Source organism: Yimella sp. RIT 621, assembly GCF_004146205.1.
GTDB classification, from domain to species: domain Bacteria; phylum Actinomycetota; class Actinomycetes; order Actinomycetales; family Dermatophilaceae; genus Yimella; species Yimella lutea.
Window position 1 is genome coordinate 100,002 of record NZ_SEIP01000009.1, and the last position, 23,251, is coordinate 123,252.

The window sequence follows — 23,251 nt, forward strand, 5'->3', positions numbered from 1 at the left end:
GTTCTTGTGTGACAGCGTCGTGCTCGGAAAGAATTTTTCAGTGTGTTGTCGATTTCGGACGTCTCCGCACGACATGGTGTCGAGATCGCGAATCGCGCGAGACTCACCCACCGAGAGGAGCTCGACATGAAGTACCTGGTGTTGCTGATGGGCGACGGCGAAGAGATCCCCTGGAACGAGCAGTCGCCACAGCAACAAACCGCCTCGATAGAGAAGTTCGGCGCATTCGACGCCGCGTGCGCCCAGCGCAGCGGCGTCCAGATCCTCGCCGGCGAGGCACTGGGCTCGCCTGGAGATGCGAAGGTGATGCGCTCGCGTGCCGGTCAGGTCTCGATCACCGACGGTCCCTACGCGGAAGCGATCGAGGGGCTGGGCGGCTTCTACCTCGTCGAGAGTCCCGATCTCGACACACTGTTCGAGCTGCTGCGTCTGTTGCCCGCCTACGACATCCAGGTCGCGCCGGTGGTCGACCCGGTGTGAACGATGCGGACGCCGCCGACGCACTCGCCGAGGCAGTGCGCCGCGACTGGGGGCGCCTGACCGCGCTGCTGGTGCGACGCACTGGGCGAGTGGACCTCGCCGCGGACGCGTTGGCGGACGCCTGCGAGGCGGCAGTGCGGACGTGGCGACGAGACGGCCGTCCGACCAACCCGACCGGTTGGTTGATGACCGTCGCGAGCCGTCGCCTGATCGATGCGCTGCGGGCCGAGAACACTGCCCGCAGCCGGTCGGACGAACTGCTTCGACAGGCCGAGGACACCGAGCATCGCCATAGCCGGCGGATGGACGAGGCGTTGCTGGCGTTGATGCTGCTGCAGCACGCGCGACGCGATGCTCGTGTCGTGGACGGCACGCTCGTCCTCCTCGCCGATCAGGACCGGAGCCGTTGGCACCACGACGAGATCGCCGAGGGACTCGGTCTCCTCGATCACCCGGCACTCGCATCACCGGTCGTTCGGCACGGACCGCCTACGACGAAGCAATCGCCCACTGCGACAACCCTGTCGAGCGCGCTCACCTCGAAGGCAGACGAGCCGAGTCGGCGGAGTGAAAGGTCCGCAGAACTCGCGGGTCAGCTGACCAGTCCCGCGGACACTCGATCTCGACTGTCCGCAGGACGCGCGGGTCACCTATGACAAGTTGCGGACGTTCGGTGCTGATAAGGCGTGGGTGCGTAACCGCTCGACGAGGACGGCCGCCTGGGTGCGGGAGCCGAGGCCGAGTTTGGCCAGGATGCTGGTGATGTAGTTCTTCACCGTCTTCTCGGCGAGGAACAGTTCGCCGGCGATCTGCCGGTTCGTCATCCCGTCGGCGACCAGCAGCAGCACCCTGCGTTCCTGTTCGGTGAGTTCCTCCAGCGCCGGGTGATGCGAGATGTCGGTCGCGGCGATCCGGTCACGCACCTCGCGGGCGGCGCCGTCGTCCAGCAGGTTCTCCCCTGCGGCCACGCGCAGCACGACATCGACGAGCTCGTTGCCGCGGATCTGCTTGAGAACGTACGCCTGAGCCCCCGCCAGGATGGCTTGCATCATCGCCTCGTCGTCGTCGTAGGACGTGAGGATGACGCAATGGATGTGCGGGTCGATCGAGCGCACCTCGCGGCAGACGTCCATTCCCGTGCCGTCACCCAGGCGGCCGTCGAGCACCGCGACGTCCGGGCGCAGGGCGGGGATCCGCGCAATGGCTTCGACGGCGGAACCGGAGTCGCCGATGACCTCGCAGCGGCTGTCCTGCGACAGCACCTCGGCCAACCCCCGGCGGACGATCTCGTGGTCGTCGACCAGGTAGATCTTCACGGGAGTGTTCGTCGAGGTGCTCACGTTCCGCATTCTGCCAGTCGTCCCCTCGGGACCTTGGTCCCTGGAGGTCTCCACCGTGACTCACAACACTTGTGTCATGGCTCAGCAGACGATCCTGCCCGCGCAGAGCCGGTCGTCGATCGACACGCTCATCAACACCGTCGGTCTCGGCCGCGTCGCGTTGTCGCGCGGCGCTCTCCCGGTCGTCCTGGTCGTGCGTTGTGGAACCGACGACGACCGCATCTTGCTGCGCAGCAACGACCAGACACTCGCCCGCGCCGCAGAGACCGGCGACGTGGTCGCCTTTCAGGTCGACGACGTGAGAACGGACGGCGGCGGGTGCAGCGTGGTGGCGACCGGCGTCCTCGCGCCTGAATCCCCTTGCATAGTGTGCCTTTTCCCGACGATCATCACTCTCACCGAGCTTCACCTCGGCCCACCGGTGAAGGGCACCACGGTGGGCACCGCCTAGGGTCGGACGCATGCCCGAACGGTTGCTGCCCACCGCTGATCCGATCCGGCGGGTTCTGGACGCGGTCGCCCAGGTCACCGGGGAACTCGAGCTCGAGAGCGTCCTCGACAACATTGTCCGCACCGCATGTGAACTCGTCGGAGCCCGCTACGGCGCGCTCGGAATCGTCGACACCGCAGGCGAGTTGCACGGGCTCATCTTCCACGGTGTCGACGCGTCGAAGTGCCCGATCCGGGAGACTCCGCACGGCCGGGGAATCCTGCGTCTGCTGATCGACGACCCGCGTCCCATCCGGATGGCGAAGATGACCGACCACCCCGTGTCGGTGGGCATGCCTGCCGCGCACAGACACATGGAAAGCTTCCTCGGTGTTCCGGTACAGGGTCGCGGCAAGGTGTTCGGCAATCTCTATCTGACCGAGAAAATCGGAGCGAACGAGTTCTCCGACGAGGATCTCGCGATCACCCAGTCCCTTGCGGCGGCGGCATCGATCGCGATCGACAACGCACAGCTGTTCCAGGCAGCCACCGCGCGGGAACGGTGGCTGCAGGCGGGAGTGGACGCGGTCGACATCATCGAAAAGGAGGGCTGGACGACGGACGTCTGGCAACGACTGAGCCAGCATCTCCGGTCGGTCGTGGGCGCAGACCTGGTACGCCTGCGTGACGCACCCGACGAGTCGACCCGCCTGTTGACCGACGACGAGTTGAGCGCCTGGGGACTCATCCCGGCCCGCGACACCGGACTATTACTGGTGATCGAGGCGGGTGGCGAACGTCTGTGCGCAATGGAACTGGTCTGGCGGGGCGGCAAGGACACCGTGCGCGACCCGATCGTCGAACAAGGACGTTCGCTGGCCGATCGCGTCGCCGGAGCCTGGTTGCTCGGCCGTCGGCGTGCCGAACTGGAGCGACTGGCGGTGCTCGAGGACCGCGACCGTATCGCCCGCGACCTGCACGACGTGGTGATCCAACGCCTGTTCGCCACCGGTCTGTCGGTGCAGGCCACGCTGGGTTCGCTTCCGGCTGCCGCTCAGCCACGCATCAACCGGGTGGTCGACGACCTGGACGAGACGATCAAACAGATCCGCCGCACGATCTTCGAGCTGCAGACCGGACCGGTAGCCCTGACCCTTCCCGCCCAGCTGAATGCGTTGGCCAACGACAGCGCGACCGCGATGGGACACGCCGCGCAGATCGAACTGCACGGCGATATCTCATGTCTGTCCGACGAACTCGCCGCCGACATTCTCACCGTGCTGCGTGAGTGCTTCGCCAACGTGGCGAGGCATGCTCACGCCGACGTCACGACCGCACGCATTGGTGTCGACGCATCAGGTGTGCGAATCACTGTGCAGGACAACGGAGTCGGCATCGACCAGACGGTGTCCAGGCGCAGCGGCCTGGCGAACATTTGCGACCGCGCCGTTGCCCGTGGCGGCAGTTGCAAGGTGGAACCCCGCCCCGAAGGCGGTACCCGCGTCGACTGGCAGGCGCCGACGGGCTGAGGTTCAGTCCTGGGCCGCGAAGACCCGCACCGGGCCCCGTACCGTCAGCGCAACGTGCTCGCCCGGCTCCATCGAGTCGGCACCGACCACTCGAGCCTTGACCGTGTCGCTGTGCCCGATGCGTAGGTTCATCAACGCATCGTGACCGTAGTAGACGCACGACTCGACGACGGCGTCCACCGCCCCGGTGCCGGCCGGTGACACCTGCACCTGCTCGGGACGCACCATGACCTCACAGGCGCCGGAGGGCATGAATCCGGCGACCGTCAGATCGCCGAGCCGGCAGTGCACCTTCCCCTGCGACGGGGTGCCCGGCAGGATCATCGCCTCGCCGAGGAAGGTGGCGACGTGGGGATCGACCGGTGAGCCGTAGACGGTGCGCGGTGGCGCGACTTGGCGGAAGCGTCCGTCGCGCAGCACGGCGACCTCGTCGGCGAACGACAGCGCCTCCGGCTGGTCGTGGGTCACCAGCAGTGCAGTCGCGCCGGTCTCGCGCAGCGCCTGCGCGGTGGCTTCGCGGGTTGCTTCCCGCAGCGCGGTGTCGAGCGCGGAGAAGGGTTCATCGAGCAGCACCACCGTGGGCGAGAGTGCCAGCGCGCGCGCCAGCGCGACCCGTTGCTGCTGTCCACCCGACAGCTGATCCGGACGACGGTCTGCGAGTTCGGTTGGCAGACCTACGATTTCGAGCAGTTCCAGGACGCGTCCACGGTGCTTACGGCGCGGGAACGGTAGTCCGAAGGCGATGTTTCCGGCAACCGACAGGTGGGGGAAGAGTCCGCCGTCCTGGCGCACATAGCCGATACCACGCTTTTCCGGTGCGACGAACGTCTTGCCGTCGGCGGCCACCTGGCCGTCGATGAGGACCGACCCGGCCAGCGGTACGAGGAAGCCGGCGATCGCCTTCAGCAGGGTCGACTTTCCGCTGCCGGAGTCGCCGAGCACGGCGGTCGTGGTGCCGGAACGAACCAGCAGGTCGATGTCGTGCAGCACCGGCGTCGAACCGTAGCCGGTGCGCAGACCTCGCACCTCGACGTCGCTCACGCCATCTCCTTCGGGCTCACACGGCTGCTTGTGCGGCGCAGTTGCCGTCGCAGCAGCAGCGTCATCGGCACGGACAGCGCGATCATCATGACCGCGTAAGGCGCCGCGGTCACGTAGTCTAGTTCGTCACTCGCACCCCAGAAGGCCAGAGCAAGTGTCCGCGTGCCGGTGGGAGCCAGCAGCAGGGTCGCAGTCAGTTCGGTGGACACCGCGAGCGCCACCAGTACGAACCCGGTCAGAAAGGACGGCAGCGCCAGCGGAAAGACCACGCGCGCGAACGTCCCGGCACCGCCGACACCGAGCGAACGGGATGCCTCCGACAGTTCCGGTGGCGCCGCCGCGAGCCCGGCACGCAGCGTGACCATCGCCCGTGGCACGAACAGAATCACGTAAGCAAGCACCAGCAGCGCGACCGACTGGTAGAGCCAGTCGGCCCAGCGAACACTGAGCGTCACCAGCGCCAGCGCCACCACGACTCCGGGCAATGCGGACGCGACGAACGTGATCCGCTCCAAGCTCATGGCGGTCAGATCACGGCGGCGACTGAGCAACCAGGCCCCCGGCAGCGCGGCGAGCACCGCGAGGAGCCCGCCGGCGACCGCCAGGCCCAGGCTCGTGCCGGTGACCCGCAGCAGCGCCGGCACGTCGACGGCGTTCCTGCCGATCGCGGTGAGCATCCAGCGGGCGACCAGCACAACGGGGACGACGACGGACACCGCGACGACCGCGGACAGGGCCAAGAGCGAGGGAATCTTCCACAGCCCCAGCGGGACTCGCTGCGGACGTTCAGGCGCTCCGCCACCCACACGAGCCACGCGTGCGCGTCCGCGCAGCACCACCTCGAGTGTCAGGACGACAATGCACAGCAGCAGCAGGACAGCGGCCAGCAGACTTCCCTGTGCGTCGCTGAACCCGATCGCGTACTGCTGCAGGATCGCGGTGGTGAAGGTTTGGTAGCGCATCATCTCCAGCACGCCGTACTCGGCGAGCAGGTGCAGCGCGACGATGAGTGCTCCGCCGCAGATGGCCGGACGCAGGCGCGGCAGCACGGTGCGCAGCACGGCCTGCCTGCGGTTCAGCCCGAGCGATCGGGCGATGTTCTCGTCGGCCCCGTCGAGCACGCGAAGCAGCGCTGCGACAGGCAGGAAGACGAACGGGAAGTAGGCGAAGGTCGTGACCAGCGCGGCTCCGGTGAACCCGCTCAGTTGCGGGCGCACCGAGACCCAGGCGTACGCACTCACGAACGCCGGGACAGCCAGGGGGGCGAGCAGCAACGTCCGCCACATCCCGGCGGCCGGCAGGTCGGTACGTTCCACCAGCCATGCGGCGCCGACTCCGATCAGGACGGCGGCCGGCACGGTCACGACCATCAGCAGGCCGGTGTGCTGCAGCAGTTCACCGATGCGAGGACGCACCAGGAACTCGACGGCGGCGTCCCAGCCGAGCGAGAACGCCTGCACCGCGATGACGATCAGCGGCAGCACGATGGACGCCGCAACGAGGGCAGCGAGCAGCGTGACGAGGGGGCTTCTAGAGGATGCCCGCATCCGTCATCATCTGGATCACGATGTCGGAGTTGAGGTTGAAGGGGTCGACCTTCGGCGCCTGCAGCGAGTTGAGCGCGGGCAACGCCGGGTCGGACTTGGCGTCCTTGCCCACGGCGTACTCCATCGACTTGCTGTCGGTCAGCACCTGCTGCCCCTGCAGCCCGGTGATGAACTTCAGGAACTGCTGCGCCTTGTCCGCCTTCTTCGAGCTCTTCAGCACGCCACCGGCGGAGAGGCTGACGAAGGCGCCCGGGTCCTCGCCCTTGAAGTAGTGCAGCTCGGTGTTCTTGCTGCCCTCCTTGGTCTTCGCCTGGTCGCGGTACCAGTAGTAGTGGTACATGATCCCGACCGGCACCTCGCCGGCGTTGACGGCCTTCATGGTGGCGACATTGTTCTGATAAATCTTCGCGTTCGCCTTGAGCGCCTTCAGCCACGCCTGCGTCGCGGGCTTCCCCTTCATCGCCAGCATGCCGGCGACGATCGCCTGGAAGTCGGCGCCGCCCGGTGCGCCGCCCCATTTGTCCTTCCACTGCGGATGCTGCAGGTCCATCATCGACTTCGGCAGCGCCGATTCCTTGATCTTGGACGGGTTGTAGACCAGGACGGTCGAGCGCGCGGCGATCGCGGTCCAGTCCTTGCTGGACGGCGCGAAACCTTGGGGCAGCTGGGCGAGCGTCGCGGCTTCGACGGGCGCGAGGAGGTTCGCGCGGGACACCACGGTCATCGCTGGGCTGTTCTCGGTGAGGAAGACGTCGGCGGGCGATTTGGCGCCCTCCTCGACGATCTGCTGCCCCATCGAGGAGTCCTTGCCGGGGCGGATCTGGGTTTTGACCCCGGTCGCCTCGGTGAAGGCCTCAGCCCACGCCTGGGTGACGTTCTCGTGCTGCGAGGAGTAGATCACCAGCGCGTCGGGGTCGGCCTTGAACTCGTCGTCACCGCCACCACAGGCGGTCAGGGTGAGTGCGGCGGCCGTGAGGCCCGCGATGAAGGTGCGTCGACGCACGTTCGGTTGCACGGTCAGTGATCCTTCCGATCGGGTTGGGCGGGAAGCCGATTGCGCAGCCGGCGAACGGCTGGGTCGGCGAGCCACCAGATGAGGCAACCACCGGCCAGGCCGGTGAGCGTCTTGATGATCGCAGTGACGGTCCCGATCCCGGTGTCCGGGACGGCCTGGAACAGCTGGAACTGGAAGATGTAGATGTACAGCGATGCCGAGGCGAGCAGCACGATCGGCGCGATCATCCGTACTGGCACGCGCAGTTCAGGCACGAACGCAATCACCGTCACGCCGGCGACGACCGTCAGGCTGCGGTGCGGGTCGGGGAACAACGTGGCGATGCCTGCCACCACGACCGCGATCGTGACCAGCTTGCGGACGACGTCGTCGGCGTGCGCGAGCGCCGCGCCGGTGGCGACGATCCAGAACACGGTGTACGGCAGTCCGTCGATGGGGCGATCGGTGACGGCCTGCGTGACGAACCGGGGCACCAGGGCGAGAGCGGCGATCAGCAAGTACAGACGCCAAGGGTCGCGATCCCGTGCCCTCGCGACCACCGGGATCGTGACGAGTGCGGTGAGCACGAGCAGACTCAACACGAGGGCGTCGATGAACCACAATTCTACCCGGGAGTCGCTGGTACTGCCGAACAGCCAGTTGAGCATGAACACGTTCGGCCAGCCGTAGCGTTCGGTGAGCACCATGCCGATGAACGCGGCACAGGCCGTCGGGACGCCGATGCCGATCACCGATCGTAGGGTGGCGCGCCATCGGCGTCCGGTGTCGGGCAGCGCCAGCCCGAAGCGGGCGGCGCTCCAGCCGGCGAGCGCGAGCAGGATGTGCGCTCCGCCGGCGAGGTCGACCACCTGGGTGTGAGAGGCACAGATCATCACCACGGCGATGGCGCGGACGACGACCGAGGTCTCGATGGTGCTTCGTCGTTGGGCGGTTGCCGTCGCGAGTTCGCGGACGGGTCGCCGGTGCCAGTCGCGCGGTAGATCCCCGACCAATGCGGTGAGACGCGCGGTCGCCGGGACGTGGGTCAGTGAGTCGCCCCCGTGTTCGACGAACGACTTGTCGGGGTCGACGGCGTCGAGCGCAAGCACGTCGCCGATCGTCGCGGCGACCATGGACACCGTCGCACCCGTACCGGCGCCGTCGACCGCCCGACGGGTCTGCGAGCACTCGTCGCGGGTGGCGGCGCGCACGAGTGCGTCCGCGCCGATTCGGTCGACCTTGCCGTTGTCGAGCAGTGGAATCGGCGTGACCGCGACGTCGATGACGGCGGGGCCGACCCCGCTCGCGACGGCTGCCGCCCGGCGGACCTTGGCGGCCTGGCGCAGTTCCCGCAGCCGCGGTGCCACCGCGATGCGCAGGCCGGTGTCGTCTCCGCCGACGACGGCCTCGTACCCGGCGTCGCCGAGCAGGCGCTCGACCCGTCCGAGATCGACCCGCAGACCCATCAGCTTCACGAAACCACTGCGTCGGCCGACGATCCGGATGACGCCGTCGTCGTCGATGCGTGCGAGATCGCCGGTGCGCAGTTCGTGCTGCATGCGCCCGAGTGCGAGATCGTCCGCATGTTCGGCGTAGCCGAGCATCACACTGTCTCCGGTGACGACGAGTTCGCCGACGCCGTCCGAATTCGCCTCCGGCACAGTGTGATCCAGCCGCACCTGGGTGCCTCGGATGGCGACTCCGACGGTGTCGGGGTGCGTCGATGCGGCCCCGGCGGGTGCGATGGCGATCCGGGCTGTGGCCTCGGTCTGTCCGTACATGGCCCGCAGGTCGATGCCTTGTGCGGCTCCAGCACGGGAAAGACGGGTCACCGCCTCGGGCGCCAATCGTCCGCCGGCCTGGGTGAGCATCCGCAGGTCGGGGAAGGTTGCGTCGAGCACGTCGTGCTCGAGCATCCACTGGGCCGAGTGCGGCACCAGCGGGACGTTGCTGACGCGCTCGCGGCGAACGACGTCCCAGAACTCGTCGTCGATCGACGATCCGTCGTGCAGCACGATGGACGCGCCCGCCATCAGGTGTGAGTGCAGCACCGACAGCCCGTAGCAATAGAACAGCGGCAGGGCCGTGATGCCCCGATCCTGCGGCGTGAGGCCGAGCGCTTCGGCGATACCGGCAGCGTTCGCGCGTAGGTTGTCGTGCGACAGGCGCACCAGTTTCGGCGATCCGGTGCTGCCCGACGTGCTGGTCAGCACGGCGAGATCGTCATGCAGCAGATGGGTGGGCCGCCCGTCGTAGGACACCCGCTCGAAGGCGTCGTCGCGGTGCCGGAAGTCGGGTGAGTAGGCCTGCAGCACCTCGTCGTTGGGAGCCGGTGAAAGAACCAGGGCGACGTGACCGGCTTCCAGCACGGCGAGATAGGACACGACCGCCTCGAGCGTGCGCTCGAACGGGATGTGGACCAGACAGCGGCCGTCGAGGCGATCGGGCAACAGCGCCGCCCGCGTGTGCACAAGGTCGGTCAATTCCGCGCGGCTGATGTCGCGTCCGTTGACCGTGATCGCGCAGGCGTCGAGCTGCGTCCGCGTCGAGCTCGCGAACGCAGGAAGGCGCGGCGAGGCGAACGCCGGTTCCAGCAGCACGGCGTAAGGTTAGCCTGCACTAAGTGCAGACTCCGAATCAGCCGGGACGGTCGACTCTCAGCCCAGTGAACCGCGAATGAGCTCCATGCTCGTGGTGACATCGGTGAACCGGGTCGTCAGTGGCGCCAGGCCGATCCGAATGCCGTCGGGAGCACGGAAGTCGGGGATCACACCGTCGTCCCACAGCTGCCGATAGACCTCTCGGAAGTCGTTGCGGCACAACGTGATGTGCCCTCCTCGCCGCTTAGCATCGCGAGGCGACGCCAGTCGCACACCCAGCGGGGCGAGCCACGCATCGTGCACCTCTATCGCGAACTCGGTCAACGCGACGGACTTCTCCCGGATCGCCTCGACCTTCGCACGCTGCACCATCTGCACACCGGCTCGCACCGGCACCATGCCGACGATCGGCGGCGTGCCGCTCACCAGTGACCGGATACCACCGGCGGGCACGTAACCGGGCGCCATCTCGAACGGTTCGGCTCGTCCCATCCAGCCATGGATCGGCTGGCGCAGGTTGCCATGATGGCGCCGCGCGACGTAACCGAAGGCCGGTGCGCCGGGGCCACCGTTGAGGTACTTGTAGGTGCAGCCAACCGCGAGGTCGACACCCCACTCGTCCAGTTGCATGGGAACGACCCCGACCGAGTGGCACAGATCCCACAGCACCAGGGCGCCGGCGTCGTGGACGATCTTCGTGATCGCCAGCATGTCGGCCAGCCATGCGGAGCGGTAGGCGACGTGACTGAGCACCACGAGCGCGGTGCGCTCCCCCACCACTGCGGCAATCTGATCGGGCGTGACGCCGGTGTCGGGGTCGGCATCGATCCACCGAAGGGTCAAGCCACGTTCGCGCGAAATCCCTTCCAGCACATAGCGATCGGTCGGGAAATTGTCGGTGTCGAGGACGATCTCGTCGCGTCCGTCCGGAGCCGCGTCGACGGCAGCTCGCGCAAGCTTGTAGAGCATGACGGTGGTCGAGTCGGCCACGACGGTCTGTCCGTCAGCGGCTCCGAGACAGGCATCGGCGATGAGGTCGCCGGTCTGCTCGGGCCACTGCATCCAGGGGTCGTCGCCGTCGGTCCAGCCGCGGATCAACTCGCTCCCCCAGGCATCGGTCACCAGTTCGGCCAGTGCCGACTGGGCGGCCTTCGTCGGGCGGCCCAGCGAGTTGCCGTCGAGGTAGGCGGCCAGGCGACCCTGCTTCGCCGGGACGAAATCGTCCAGGAAGTGCTGTAACGGGTCGTCGAGGTCGAGGTCCATCGCCCGGCGCACGAGTTCGTCGATCACGAACCGATCGTCCCTTCGGCGATGCGCCCACGCACGGCGTAGAGCTCGGGGAAGAAGGTCTGCTCGAGGGCGCGGCGCAGGAAGGGGACGCCTGCGCTGCCTCCGGTGCCGCGTCCCATGCCGATGATCCGTTCGACGGTCTTCAGGTGGCGGAATCGCCACAGCTGGAAGTTGTCCTCCAGGTCGACGAGTTCCTCGCAGGTTTCGTAGATGTCCCAGTACTCGTCGGGCTTGCGGTAGATGCTCGCGATCACGTCGACGAGTTCCTCCGAGGCCGGATAGGGCCGCGACCAGTCGCGGTCGAGCAGTTCGGGCGGCACCGGCAACCCGCGGCGAGCGAGTAGTTGCAGGAAGACGTCGTAGAGGCTGGGTTCGTGCAGTTCGCGCTCGAGTTCGGCGATGGCGTTCGTGCGCCCTTCGAAGACCTTGACCATGTCGGGGTTCTTGTTGCCGAGCATGAACTCGACGATGCGGTACTGCAGCGACTGGAAACCGCTCGAGGTCGCAAGAAACCTTCTGAACTGGGCGTATTCGCTCGGCGTGAGCGTCGCCAGGACGGTCCACTGCTGGCTCAGCGTCGCCTGGATGTGCTTGACCCTGGCCAGTCGTTTCAATGCCGGCGCCAACTGGTCGGCGGCGATCAGTTCGCGTGCCGAGCGCAGTTCGTGGATGACGAGTTTGAACCAGAGTTCGCTGGTCTGATGCTGAATGATGAACAGCAGCTCATCGTGCTGCGGCGGAACGGCGCGGGTGTGCTGGGCGTCCAGAAGGGTGTCGAGGTCGAGGTAATCGCCGTACGACATTCCGGATGAGTCGTGGGTCACATCGTGGGTCACGAGAGCGAGACTACGGGGGCTGAGATGAGATTCACCACGAGGCAGGTGCTTCGCCTGGTGCTGGCTGCCGTGCTCACGACGGTGACCGGCCTCTTCGCACTCCCGACGGCGGACGCTTGCGCGTGCGGCGGGATGTTCGTGCGCGAGGGATCGAGCCTGACCGTGCCGACCGAGAAGGCATTGGTGGTGCATTCGGGTGGCCGCACGGACGTGACGATGAGTCTGCTGGTGCGCTCCGAGGTCGGCGATGCCGGTCTGGTGGTGCCCACGCCGGCACCGGCGACGGTCTCACTCGCGGACAACGACACTTTCCTCGCCCTCGATCGAGCCACCCGCCCCATCCGCAAGGACCGTTGGCACCTCATCGGCAGTGACGGCGACACAGGGGTGTCCGGTGCAGCGACTCGAGACGGTGCTCCCGCAGGCAGCGGCGTCCAGGAGCTGTCCAGCATCGATCTCGGTCCGTTGCGTGCAACGACGCTCAAGGCCGGCGACCCGGCATCGCTGAGGCAATGGTTGAGCACTCGCGGCTACACGGTGCGTCCGGCTGTTCAGCACATCCTCGACCAGTACGTCGCGAAGGGTTGGGCGTTCGTGGCGATGCAGTTGACCTCGGCCGGCAGGAAACTCGACGGAGGCATTCCGCCGGTGACGATGAGTTACGCCGACAAGCAGTTCGTCTACCCGATGCTGCTGTCGCAGGCAGCGACGATCGACCCGGTCGTGACGACGTATGTGCTGAGTGACCGCCGTGTGCAGCGCACCGACTCTTCCGCTCGCTCCACCTCGGTGGAGACGAGGTTCGCTGCTGACATGCGCAAGCGCCGTGGCACCGTGACGGCACCCATCCGGGATGCAGTGGCGAAGGCGCCCTACCTGACTGTGCTCGAACAGGGCTTCGATGCTCCGCACAAGCAGATCGTCAGCGACTTCACCTTCGGTCGCGCGGCGACGGACGCCGAGCACATCCCCGTCGCCTACAACGACAAGTACGTCTTCACGCCGGCGCAGTTCACGTTCGTGGTGTTCGCGCTCGTCGCGATGATGGTCGGCACCGTGGTGCTGGTCGACCGGCGGCGCCGGACGCGTTCCGCTGCTTGAGCAGCGCAGACGACTGCGCCCTCGTACCTCGGGCGCAGGGCTCAACCAGCGAAAGTGGGGACGATCCTTCGTCGCTCAGAAGCCGCGGGTGCGGTCGCGCAGGTCGGCGACGTGCGGCGAGATCGACGGGTCGATACCGGTGCCGATGGCAAGGTAGGTCGCGATGTAGTCGACCATCGCCAGGTGCCCGGCGAGGCGCGCGATCGGATGTCCTTGCGCCGCAACGAGTTCGACGATCTTGCATCCGGCCGCATCAGCTTCTGCCTTGACCGCGTCGGCGAGCGCGACCTGACGCAGTGAATCCGGGTTCTCGCTCGCGACGTCCCGAAGCATCAACAGGCCCAGCCGGGGTTGGGCCGGCCCGTCCAGGAACGGGTCGGCGAAGATGTCGGCCTCGCGGCCGGCCGTAGTGCCGTTCCCACCGCCGGCGGTGAACGGTCCGTCGAAGCACGCCACGACTTCGGACGCGGCATCGGGAAGTGAGCCGTATGACGCAGGCACCCGAGCCGTCCGGGCCAGCATGCCGGCCGCCCGAACCGCAGCCACGCCGGCCAACGCGCCGTCACCCAGGATCATCGGCACCGTCGGGGCAAGCGTCGCAGCGGCCAATTTCGCCGGATTCACGAACGACTCGGACGACGGACGGCACTCTTCCGCCTTCTGATCGAGCGCCGTCGCCGCCTCGCTCAGCGCGTCGGTTGACGCATCGGCGATCCCGAGCTGATGGGCACCCAGCAGTACTGGGGTGAGCAACGACCAGAGCGCGGTCCGGCTGGAAGACCTCCCACGTCCGACTCCGACGTGAACTCCCCTGGCCTGACGGGTGACGTCTGCCAGCGGTGAATCCTGCGCACCCACGGTCAACAGTGACGCACCGCGCCGAGCAGCTTCGGTGGCGAGCCCGAGCGGACCGGGAGCACGTCCGGACAACGACACCGCGATCACCATGTCGAGCGGTCCGACCCATCCGGGGAGAGGAACGTTGCTGCGGCTCGCGACAGGCACCGGCGAACCGGCTTCGGCCAGCACCCGAAGCACATCGCCGACGACCTTCGTGCCGCCGACAGCGGCCACCAGCACAGAGCGCGGACGGGTGCCATCACCGACGCGCTCGATGCCGGCTTCCTGCGACAGAGTGATGCTCTCGCGCACCTGTGCGCCGGCCGAGGCGAGTGCCCGGAGTGTGTCGCGCGAATCACGCAACGCCAGTTCGTCCGGGTCGTCGACCCACGATTCCTGCAGTTCGGGCATGAACCCTCCTCGGTGCGCGGTGTCCTTCGGCCGGCCGGACGAAGACTCAGACGGTGAAGACTCGTGCCTCGTCGGCGAGCATCACCGGGATGCCGTTCTGGATCGGGTAACCGCGGCGCTGCCCCGGCTGCTCGCAGTCGCCGGCGCACTGCAGTTCCGCAGCGCCGTCGGGGGCGGTGCCGTCGATCAACTCACCGGTGCAGACCGGGCAGCGCAGGATCTCGCGCAGCCAGCCGTCGATTTGTGCAGTCATCAGCTTCTCCTCGGGCGTCAGGAACGGATCGCTGCCAGCGCAGCGTCACGCACTCGTGTCATTGTTTCATCGTCGGCGGCTTCGACGTTCAGGCGAAGCAACGGTTCGGTGTTGCTCGCGCGGACATTCAGCCACCACATCGGCGCGCCTTCATGGGTGATGGTGAGTCCGTCGAGCTCGTCCTCGGTGACCTCACCCTGCTCGGCAGCCCACTCGCGGACGCGAGCGGTCGCAGCGGCCTGGTCGGTCACCTTGGAGTTGATCTCCCCCGACGCCGGGTACTTGGCGAACTGCGCGATCAGCTGCGACAACGGCTCGTCCTGCTCACCGAGCGCGGCCAGCACGTGCATGGCGGCCAGCATGCCGGTGTCGGCGAACCAGAAGTCACGGAAGTAGTAGTGCGCCGAGTGCTCGCCACCGAACACTGCATCGTGCTCGGCCATCTGCGCCTTGATGAAGGAATGGCCGACGCGGGTGCGCACGGTGCGGGCACCGGTGGCCTCTACGATCTCCGGCACCGCGCGCGACGAGATCACGTTGTAGACGATCGCAACATCGGACGGATCCGACCCGGCCGCAACGGCTTTGGCGATCTCGCGTGTAGCCACCAGCGCCGTCACCGCGGACGGGCTGACCGGGTCTGCGTTCTCGTCGACGACGAAACAACGGTCGGCGTCCCCGTCGAAGGCCAGGCCGATGTCGGCTTCGTGTTCGCGGACCGCTGCCTGCAGGTCACGCAGGTTTTCCGGCTCCAAGGGGTTGGCCTCGTGGTTGGGGAATGTGCCATCGAGTTCGAAGTACAACGGCACGATCTCCAGTGGCAGCTCACCATCACCGAGGACCGCCGGGACGGTGTGGCCGCCCATGCCGTTGCCGGTGTCGATGACCACCTTCAGCGGCCGGCCGTCCCGCAAGTCCACCAGGTGGCGCAGGAACTGTGCGTAGTCGTCCAGCAGGTCGCGTTCGGTGATCGTGCCGGTGCGCGCGGCACCCGACAGCTGGTGCAGATCACCCCGGTCCAGCGTCCACTGCGCCAGGTCGCGGATCTCGGCGAGGCCGCTGTCCTGTCCGACCGGACGGGCACCTGCACGGCACAGTTTGATGCCGTTGTACTCGGCCGGGTTGTGGCTCGCAGTGAACATCGCGCCCGGCACGTCGAGAGCGCCGGAGGCGTAGTACAGACCGTCGGTCGAACACAGTCCGATGAGCGTCACGTCGACACCGTGCGCAACCACACCTTCGGCGAACGCGCGCGCCAGACCCGGTGAACTCGGACGCATGTCGTGTCCGATCACGACCGCGGTCTCCTCGGCCGGCAACACGACAACTTGCGCGAACGCCGAGCCGAGCGCTCGCGCCACCGACTCGCTGAGCTGTTCGGGCACGAGGCCGCGGACGTCGTACGCCTTGATGAATTCGGACAGATCCACTCGACTCACCCGGCGAAGCCTAGTGGTCACTGAAGACGGGAGCGCGCGGCCAGTCGCTCGACGTGTCGCTGGTGGTACATCGGCGGCAGGCACCCGGCTCGCACCACGAGTTCGGAGGCGTCATCGTCGCCCATCGCGGCGGCGAAGGCGGTCTTCATGTCGACCTCGTGGTCGGGTCGACCGATCAGTTCGATGGGGTCACCCGGACGAACGGTGCCCGGCTCGACCACACGCAGGTAGACCCCGCAGCGTCCGTGCGTGGTGAATCGCTTCACCCAACCGCGCACTCCGAGGTGGTCGGCGAAGGTACGGCACGGGCTGCGCGGAATCGACACCTCCAACAGTGCGGAGCCGATCCGCAGTTGCTGGTTGATCAGCAACCGCTCCAGGTCGATACCGGTCGTGGTGAGGTTCTCCCCGAACCATCCATCCGGGAACTCCTCGCCCAGTTCACGGCCCCAGTGGTCAAGTTCCTCACGCGCGTAGGCATACACGGCCTTCTGCGCTCCACCGTGATGCTTGCGATTGCCGACGAGATCGCCCACGACACCGGAGCCGTCCCCGTAGTCAGGGCCGGGCGCGAACACCTCGATCGATTCGTGTGGCAGCTTCACGATCCCCGTGGACCGTCGACCCTTACGGGCAGGCGGGGGCGAGGCGACGTTCGTCGACAGGATGCGCGCGGAAGTCACCGCTCCACGCTAGCGGCGAGCAGGTCAGCGGGAGCGGACCACCCGCAGTCGCGGTGCCTCGTCGGGCTGCTGCACCTCGACGGGTGCGGGCTGCGGGGTGCCCGCGGCACGCACGGCATCGGCGAGCGCGAGCAGGTCGTCCTGGCTGGGCGCGGGTTCGCTGTAGTCGATCGGCAGGCGCACGACGTCCCAGCCACGGGGCGCAGTCAGGCGGGACGCGTGGTTCGCGCACAGGTCGTACGCGTGCGGCTCCGCGTAGGTTGCGAGCGGTCCGAGAACCACCGTCTGGTCGCGGTGCACATACGTGAGGGTGGCCACGGCGCCCTGGCCGCAACCGGCCCGGCAGCACTGTCGCTTCAGCATCGCGGCGCACCCGTCTTCATCACGGCGACGACTCTAGGCCCGTCGACGGACATGCTGTGTGTGCCGCGCCGAACGCCGACGTCCTGATGTCGCGGTGCGCAGCAATTAGGCTGCGACACATGACTTCCAACCGCCGCGCGGGCCGCCGCGGACGTGGCATGCGCGGCCCGGTCGCCTGGCCCCGTGTGCCGGCGATGCGATCGCGCAGCCGACGCTTCGACGAGGTCGTGCTCGACGCCTTCGAACAGGTGTGCACCAAGGCGGAGATCAAGAAGTCGCCGATCGAGCTGGCGGTCGAGGACGTCCCGCCCAGCGATCCCGCCCCGTGGGAGGATCAGATCGCCCTGGCCCGTGCGTTTCCCGCCGAAGGCTCGCTGCCGGCCCGCGTCGTCGTGTACCGACGGCCGATCGAGACGAGGTCCTCCTGCGAGGCCGATCTCGTCGAACTGGTCGATCTGGTCATCTGCGAACAGATCGCCGGCCTGCTCGGCCTCGACCCGGACGAACTGAAGGACCGCTGATGTCGGACGCCGCAGCACCACCCATGATTCTTCCCGGACTGCCCACCGTCGGCCGACGCCCCGTTCTGGTGACCGGTGGCACCGGCACCCTCGGACGCGCAGTCGTCGCCGAGTTGGTCCACTCCCAGGTGCCGGCTCGCGTCCTCACCCGCGGTTCGTCGGATGGTGGAGCCGAGGCCGGCGTCAGCTACGTGACCGGCGATCTTTGCGACGGCTCGGGTTTGTCCGAGGCGCTCGACGGAGTGCAGGCAGTCATCCACTGCGCAACCGACGGACGTCACGCACAGGACGTCGACGTCGACGGCACCCGACGGCTTGCCCTGGCCGCGCTCGACGCCGAACCGGCACCTCGGCTGGTGCACGTGTCGATCGTCGGCTGTTGGGACAACCCGCTGCCCTACTACCGCGCGAAGGCGCAGGCGGAGACGGTGGTCGTCGAGTCCGGGATGCCGCACACGATCGTCCGAGCGACGCAGTTCCACGCCCTGGCGGCGCAGTATCTCGGACCGTACGCGGCCGGAATAGCTTTGGCGCCCAAGGGACTTCGCCTGGCCCCGGTCGATCCCGAGTGGGTCGCCAAGACGCTCGTCGACGTGGCGCTCGCGCAGGACCATGCCACCGGCCCGCTCGAACTGGCCGGCCCGGAGGTGCTCAGTGCCCGCGAGATCGCCGTCCTCACCGCGCACGTGCGTGGGGTGAAGCTACGTCGCAGCCTTGCCGTGCCTCGGGTCGGTGGCGTGCTGAAGGCGTTCGCGAACGGTTCGAACCTTCCCGGGCCGGACGCCCGGCGCGGCGGTTGCACCTACGCCGCCTGGTTGACCACGCACTAGTAGAACCGCACACGGGCCGAATCGCACCGCGGCTCAGTCGCGTTCGGCGGTCGACTCCCGGACGGTGGCCTCGACCGCCACCGGTTCGAGCGGACTGACCTCGAGCACGGGCCGGTCCTCGATCTGTCCGGAGACCACCACCGATCCGCGCACCGACCCGGCGAGGACACGCACCCACACAGAGTCGCGTTCACTCACGTCGAGCCGCAGTGGGCGGTCCTTCTCCAGGTGCACCCGCCGGGGAGCGCCGTCGTCGGTGACGACGTCGACCGTCGCCGGACGGTCTGCGGAGAACAACCCGAGCGTCGCGCCGGCACCCTCCGGCAGTTTCGGCAGCGGCGACCCGATCAACGCGCCACTGCTTCGAACGGGAGTCGCCCACCCGATGTCGGAGGTGCCGGAGGTGTTCGCCATCGCCAGTACCGCTGCGGCCACCGGCTGCTCGGAGGTCACACGAACGGCATAGCTGCCCTTCGGGACATCCGTGAGGGGCACCGCCACGGTCGACTTGGCATCGACATCGGTGACTTCGTCTGCGACGACCAGGCCGGCGCTGTCGATGGCCCGTACCCGCACCGAGGTGCCGAGGGCTCCCGGCACCGCCACCCGCACGGTCGGCGTACCCGCGACAACCGGGACCTGCGGGAGAACCAGATCCGTTCCGGCGGCTGCGGGCGCGGAACCGGCTTGTCCCGAGCGTGTCTCACCGGTCATCCAGGCGTCGACGCCGGACACGGCGACGGCGCCACCGCGCGCGACCACATGGACGAAGGCGTTGCTGAGTTCGTCGCCGAAGTCACCCACGCCGACGACCGCCCGGTCGCCGGGCGCAACGACCAAGCCCTTGGCACCCTGGCCGGCGTCGACGCCACCCCGGCCGAGGACTTCGGCGTCGACCGTCACCGGCGCAGACGAAGGGTTGCTGATCACGACACGTCCGACACGTCCGGATTGGTTGCCGCCCAGAGGAAACCAGGTGTCCTTGGTCAGGACGCCACAGGGTGCCATCGCAAAGCCGCCGACGCTCTGCTCCTCGTCGTCCCAGGACTGAAGGGCAGCAAGACCGGTCGCGGCGCTGCCCGATCCATCGAGGTGGATGCCGCCGGCACCGCTGACACGGTCGCGCGCAACCTGAACCGGCGCCGTGCGGGTGGGCGGCGCTGCGCCGGCACCGGAGGGCAGGCGGGCGGCGCGGACCGCGCCCTCACCGTGGGGCTTCAACACGCTTGCCGGAGCGCCGCCGGTGGCGAGGTCCACGGTCTGCTTCGCGTCCTCGTATCCGGGCGTGCCCGGGCGATCGGGGCCGGGGCACACCAGCGTGGTGTTGAGAGCGGCACTGGCGTTCTGAGCGGCACGGGTGTCGCTCGCGCGTGACCAGTCGGCATCGACGTCGACCTCGGCCGACCCGAACACCACTCCCCCGGCGGCGGCCGCGACCACGACGGCCCGAACGACGGACAGACCCCTCACCACGCCCTCCTGCGGGACGCGCGGTTGCCGAACGGCAGGGCGATGAACACGACCAGCAGCCACAAGCCCGCCTGCGCCCACCTGGTGCGCTCGAACGCCGGACGGGGCGCAATCTCCAGCTGACCCGCAGCGGTCGGCAGTTCGTACTGGACGGTCGGCCCGACCACCTCGGCACGCAGCGGCTCCCCGTCATACGTGACTTCGGCCCGGCTCGACCAACCACCCGGCTCGGCGACCACGATCGTTCGCGCGACCTTCGCCGCCGGAAGGCGCAACGAAGTGGCGGCGTGCCAATCGTCGGTGCGCAGTTCTTGAGTCGGGGTGCCTGCGGTCAGCAGGACGAGTCGACTGCTGGCCACCGAACGATCGCCTGCGGGGGTGGTCATCGGAGCAACCCGCCAGACCTTGGCGTCGCGCACGCTGTGCATCCGCAGCAGTGAACCGCCGCTCTGCAGCGAGGAGGAGACATCGGAACCGGCTGCACCTGGACCGGTCAACACCACGTAACCCACAGCGAGCCGGTGCAGGCCGGCGGCAGCTGCTTCGCCCTGCCCGCGCACCAGGGCATCGACCGCCCGTCCCGCATCAGCCGCGCCGCTCGGAGCGGGCAGCGTCAGGTCGGACACCGGACGTCCGACCTCGCGGCCCTGCACGCGGTAGGCCACGGTGCCGTCGCGGCCGACGGTGAGGACGAGGGAACGTATCGAACGGGGTCCGGTGAATTGTTTCTGGACGAGTTCGGGCAGCGGCCGATCCACCGGCCGCAGAGCTGTCACCTGTCCGGCCCAAGCCGCGAAACCGACGACGACAGCAGCGAGCAGGCCGGCGAGCACGCCCATCGCCGGGTGCAGCACCGCCCGCGCGGTCTTGCTCCGGGGGTACGGCGACGCCAGTCCGGCGAGGGCGATCCCCGCACAACACAGAGCGAAGACCTGCAGCGGCACTCCGGCCCAGGCAGTTCGCGGTCCGTCCGGCGTGGACATCACCACCAGCGACGGGGACAGCAGGGCACCCGTGAGCGCGGTCAGCGCGAGGGCGGACGCGGCGAGCATGAAGCGGTGACGCCCGGGACTGCACAGGCCGAGCACGGCCAGGACGAGCAGAGGCAGGCCCAGCAGCACCGGATAGGAGCCCGGACCACCGGGGTGCAACAGCGCGAGTTGCCATGGTTCCGCCTGCGTCGGCGCGCCGGTGATCAGGTTGCCCGGTCCGGCGAAGATCTGGCGTGGGTCGGAGAGCAGGTGGCGGGTGTAGGCGCCCAACAGCGCCCACGGCACTGTCGCCAGGATCAGCCCGCGTAGGCGCGCCCATCGGGCTCCGAACAGGGCGACCAGCAGCGCAGCAATCGTGCTGAACGCCAAGAGGATCGGACTGAACGCCCCCATGATCCCGGCGACGGCGACGGTCGCGAAGGTCATCGTGGCCGAACCTCTGGGGCGGGCGATGGCCACCACGCCGGCGAAGACCAGCGGCGCGAGCACGTGACCGATGGCGGGACCCAGGCGTCCTTGCGCAGACGCGGTGGTGGCGAGCGCGGAACTGGCCCACAGCGCGGCGACCACGGCGCGGGGCCAGCCGTGAGGAGTCAGCACGCGTCCGGCGCGATAGGCGGTGAGTGCCGACAACGGCATGGTCAGCGCCAGCAGCCAGACGACCGCCGTGTGACCGCTGGTTGCCGACGCCAGACCGGGAACGTGTTCGACCAGCCAGGCGAGCGGCCACAGCACAGGAAGGTATTCGGCGTGCTGATTCGGCTCGCCGAGGCCGGCGCCCGTCCAGCCGTCGCGATACAGCCGCCAGATGCCGCCGGAGTCGGTGCCGAACGCGCGCAGTTCGCCGCCGCTGATCGCGCCGGAGCGCCCTTGGAAGGAGTGGCTGCCGAGTAATCCACGCCACTGCACACCGGCGGCGATCAGCGCGGCGAGGACGGTCCACAGGCCGCGGCTGCGCCACATCTGCGCGAGTGGACGCCGCGGCACGGCGAGGGCTTGTGCGTGCTCGTCGACCGGCCCCGTTTCGCCGGCTCCCTCGTCGACCAGAGCGTGCTCGGGTGGGACGTCGTCGAGCGTGACGGCGGCGCGCAGCGAGTCACGGGCGCTCATCCAGGCGGCGCCCGCACCCACGAACAACGGACGCAGGTAACGCCGACGGGCGGTGGCCCGTCCGAAGAACCGAGCCCGGGCGCCGACGATGCGACCGAGGCCGAACGGCGCTGTGGCCTGGGCGAATTCCGCCAAGGCGCGGCGCGGGTGCTTCACCAGCAGCATCCCGACGCCGAGCACGAGACCGGACAGCAGGATCCACAGGCTCATCAACGGCCAGCCCAACAGCGAGGCGCGAGCGAGCGCGACCTGCCGGTGACGGCGCAGCGTCCGCGGGCTCTGCGAGGCGGGAAGGTCGGGGTCAGGACGCCGCTTGCCCGTTCCGTCGCTGGGAGTGGGATCGACGTCCTGGTGCACGATCGCGTCGGTGACCACGACCACCTGGTGGCCGGTCAGGTGAGCCCGCCAGCACAGGTCCAGTCCGTCGCCGTCGCCGTCGAAGGCCGGGTCGAACCCGCCGAGGGTCGCATAGACGTCCCGACGGATCATCAGGCCGCTGCTGCTGACCGCCAGGACGTCGGTGCGCAGATCGTGCTGTCCCTGGTCGAATTCGCCCTGCACCTGCTCACCGATGTGGCGGCCGGTACGCGTGACGTCGAGTCCGACGTCGACCAGGCGGCGGGGTCGGTCGAGCTCGCGCACCTTGCAACCGGCGATGCCGATGCGGGTGGTGCGGCCGACGGCCTCGGTGAGCGCGGCGAGCGCGTTCGCGTCCGGCTGGTTGTCCTCGTGCAACAACCAGAGCCATTCATGCCGGTCCCGTGGACGGATGGGACGCTTGTCGGCCCTCGTGCGGCTGCGCTTGGTGACGACCGCGTCCTCGCCGGGATCGGGCAGTGCCTCGACGGCGATGTCGACGGTGTCGGCGAAGCTCGAGCCGGGCGGGACGGTGACGACAGAGACATCCGGGAAGCCGGCACGGATCTGCGGGTGTTCGTCGGGGATCCGGTGGGTGGACCGTTCCGGGGTGGTGTCGATGATCACCAGCCGGTCGGGCCTGCGACGTTGGTCGAGCAGCGCCCGGAGGGTGGCATGTAATCGCTCGCCGCCCTCACGGACGACGAGCATAGTCGTGACGTTCAGCCTCGGGCGGTCGTCATCGGTGACCAGCAGCGACCCGTCTGCGTCGGAGGTGAGCATCTGGGTCACCAC

21 protein-coding genes are annotated in these 23,251 nt (G+C 68.4%); 7 read left to right on the plus strand and 14 right to left on the minus strand.

Going from position 1 to position 23,251, the window contains the following annotated elements; all coding sequences use genetic code 11:
- Positions 1-126: 126 nt before the first annotated feature.
- Both EU513_RS10180 and EU513_RS10185 read left to right on the plus strand, forming a co-directional pair.
- Entirely contained in the window at positions 127-480 is a 354-nt protein-coding gene (locus EU513_RS10180; protein WP_129625784.1) for a YciI family protein, read from the plus strand.
- Positions 477-1,136, plus strand: a complete 660-nt coding sequence (locus tag EU513_RS10185) for a DUF6596 domain-containing protein (protein WP_129625785.1) — start codon at positions 477-479, stop codon at positions 1,134-1,136. The genes EU513_RS10180 and EU513_RS10185 overlap by 4 nt, the downstream gene beginning before the upstream one ends.
- Here the strand turns inward: EU513_RS10185 and EU513_RS10190 are convergent.
- On the minus strand, positions 1,131-1,829 hold the full coding sequence (locus tag EU513_RS10190; protein WP_129625786.1) for a response regulator transcription factor: 699 nt from the start codon (positions 1,827-1,829) through the stop codon (positions 1,131-1,133). The genes EU513_RS10185 and EU513_RS10190 overlap by 6 nt on opposite strands.
- Positions 1,830-1,896: 67 nt before the next feature.
- On the opposite strand from EU513_RS10190, the gene EU513_RS10195 reads away from it, so the two are divergent.
- Both EU513_RS10195 and EU513_RS10200 read left to right on the plus strand, forming a co-directional pair.
- Positions 1,897-2,271 (plus strand): pyridoxamine 5'-phosphate oxidase family protein, encoded by a 375-nt coding sequence (locus tag EU513_RS10195; RefSeq protein ID WP_129625787.1) that lies wholly within the window; start codon positions 1,897-1,899, stop codon positions 2,269-2,271.
- A gap of 10 nt (positions 2,272-2,281) precedes the next feature.
- A complete protein-coding gene (locus tag EU513_RS10200) occupies positions 2,282-3,778 on the plus strand; it encodes a GAF domain-containing sensor histidine kinase (RefSeq protein WP_129625788.1) in 1,497 nt (498 codons plus the stop codon).
- 3 nt (positions 3,779-3,781) lie between these two features.
- On the opposite strand, the gene EU513_RS10205 is transcribed toward EU513_RS10200, so the two are convergent.
- Genes EU513_RS10205 through EU513_RS10230 form a run of 6 tightly spaced genes read right to left on the minus strand, consistent with a single transcriptional unit; the run spans position 3,782 to position 12,086 of the window.
- Positions 3,782-4,819, minus strand: a complete 1,038-nt coding sequence (locus EU513_RS10205; RefSeq protein ID WP_129625789.1) for an ABC transporter ATP-binding protein — start codon at positions 4,817-4,819, stop codon at positions 3,782-3,784.
- The gene (locus EU513_RS10210; protein ID WP_129625790.1) at positions 4,816-6,366 is read right to left on the minus strand and encodes an iron ABC transporter permease; all 1,551 of its coding nucleotides are present in this window, start codon (positions 6,364-6,366) and stop codon (positions 4,816-4,818) included. The genes EU513_RS10205 and EU513_RS10210 overlap by 4 nt, the downstream gene beginning before the upstream one ends.
- Complete coding sequence (locus tag EU513_RS10215; RefSeq protein WP_370447356.1) at positions 6,350-7,387, minus strand: iron ABC transporter substrate-binding protein; 1,038 nt, start codon at positions 7,385-7,387, stop codon at positions 6,350-6,352. The genes EU513_RS10210 and EU513_RS10215 overlap by 17 nt, the downstream gene beginning before the upstream one ends.
- On the minus strand, positions 7,384-9,960 hold the full coding sequence (locus EU513_RS10220; protein ID WP_129625791.1) for an AMP-binding protein: 2,577 nt from the start codon (positions 9,958-9,960) through the stop codon (positions 7,384-7,386). Before EU513_RS10220 ends, EU513_RS10215 begins: the two co-directional genes overlap by 4 nt.
- Before the next feature lie 57 nt (positions 9,961-10,017).
- Positions 10,018-11,223: a kynureninase gene (kynU, locus tag EU513_RS10225; protein WP_129625850.1), complete on the minus strand. Its 1,206-nt coding sequence runs from the start codon at positions 11,221-11,223 to the stop codon at positions 10,018-10,020.
- A 23-nt stretch (positions 11,224-11,246) separates the two neighbouring features.
- A complete protein-coding gene (locus tag EU513_RS10230) occupies positions 11,247-12,086 on the minus strand; it encodes a tryptophan 2,3-dioxygenase (protein ID WP_370447355.1) in 840 nt (279 codons plus the stop codon).
- A gap of 24 nt (positions 12,087-12,110) precedes the next feature.
- On the opposite strand from EU513_RS10230, the gene EU513_RS10235 reads away from it, so the two are divergent.
- Complete coding sequence (locus tag EU513_RS10235; RefSeq protein ID WP_129625792.1) at positions 12,111-13,187, plus strand: DUF2330 domain-containing protein; 1,077 nt, start codon at positions 12,111-12,113, stop codon at positions 13,185-13,187.
- 75 nt (positions 13,188-13,262) lie between these two features.
- On the opposite strand, the gene EU513_RS10240 is transcribed toward EU513_RS10235, so the two are convergent.
- From EU513_RS10240 to EU513_RS10260, 5 genes are read right to left on the minus strand one after another with little or no spacing between them, the layout of a single operon-like run.
- A complete protein-coding gene (locus EU513_RS10240; RefSeq protein WP_129625793.1) occupies positions 13,263-14,438 on the minus strand; it encodes an SIS domain-containing protein in 1,176 nt (391 codons plus the stop codon).
- A gap of 46 nt (positions 14,439-14,484) precedes the next feature.
- On the minus strand, positions 14,485-14,691 hold the full coding sequence (locus EU513_RS10245; protein ID WP_129625794.1) for a Trm112 family protein: 207 nt from the start codon (positions 14,689-14,691) through the stop codon (positions 14,485-14,487).
- Positions 14,692-14,708: 17 nt separating this feature from the next.
- Entirely contained in the window at positions 14,709-16,130 is a 1,422-nt protein-coding gene (locus tag EU513_RS10250; protein WP_129625795.1) for a phosphomannomutase/phosphoglucomutase, read from the minus strand.
- Positions 16,131-16,147: 17 nt separating this feature from the next.
- Positions 16,148-16,813, minus strand: coding sequence for an MOSC domain-containing protein (locus EU513_RS10255; protein ID WP_239701340.1), 666 nt, complete (start codon positions 16,811-16,813; stop codon positions 16,148-16,150).
- A 24-nt stretch (positions 16,814-16,837) separates the two neighbouring features.
- Entirely contained in the window at positions 16,838-17,176 is a 339-nt protein-coding gene (locus EU513_RS10260; RefSeq protein ID WP_129625796.1) for a DUF3499 domain-containing protein, read from the minus strand.
- 119 nt (positions 17,177-17,295) lie between these two features.
- Here EU513_RS10260 and EU513_RS10265 point away from each other — a divergent pair, with 119 nt between their 5' ends.
- On the plus strand, positions 17,296-17,697 hold the full coding sequence (locus tag EU513_RS10265; protein WP_129625797.1) for a metallopeptidase family protein: 402 nt from the start codon (positions 17,296-17,298) through the stop codon (positions 17,695-17,697).
- Positions 17,697-18,527 (plus strand): SDR family oxidoreductase, encoded by an 831-nt coding sequence (locus EU513_RS10270; protein WP_129625798.1) that lies wholly within the window; start codon positions 17,697-17,699, stop codon positions 18,525-18,527. Before EU513_RS10265 ends, EU513_RS10270 begins: the two co-directional genes overlap by 1 nt.
- Before the next feature lie 33 nt (positions 18,528-18,560).
- Here EU513_RS10270 and EU513_RS10275 read toward each other — a convergent pair whose 3' ends face one another.
- Both EU513_RS10275 and EU513_RS10280 read right to left on the minus strand, forming a co-directional pair.
- On the minus strand, positions 18,561-19,997 hold the full coding sequence (locus tag EU513_RS10275) for a DUF5719 family protein (RefSeq protein WP_129625799.1): 1,437 nt from the start codon (positions 19,995-19,997) through the stop codon (positions 18,561-18,563).
- Entirely contained in the window at positions 19,994-23,239 is a 3,246-nt protein-coding gene (locus EU513_RS10280) for a glycosyltransferase (protein ID WP_129625800.1), read from the minus strand. The genes EU513_RS10275 and EU513_RS10280 overlap by 4 nt, the downstream gene beginning before the upstream one ends.
- Between the last annotated feature and the right edge of the window lie 12 nt (positions 23,240-23,251).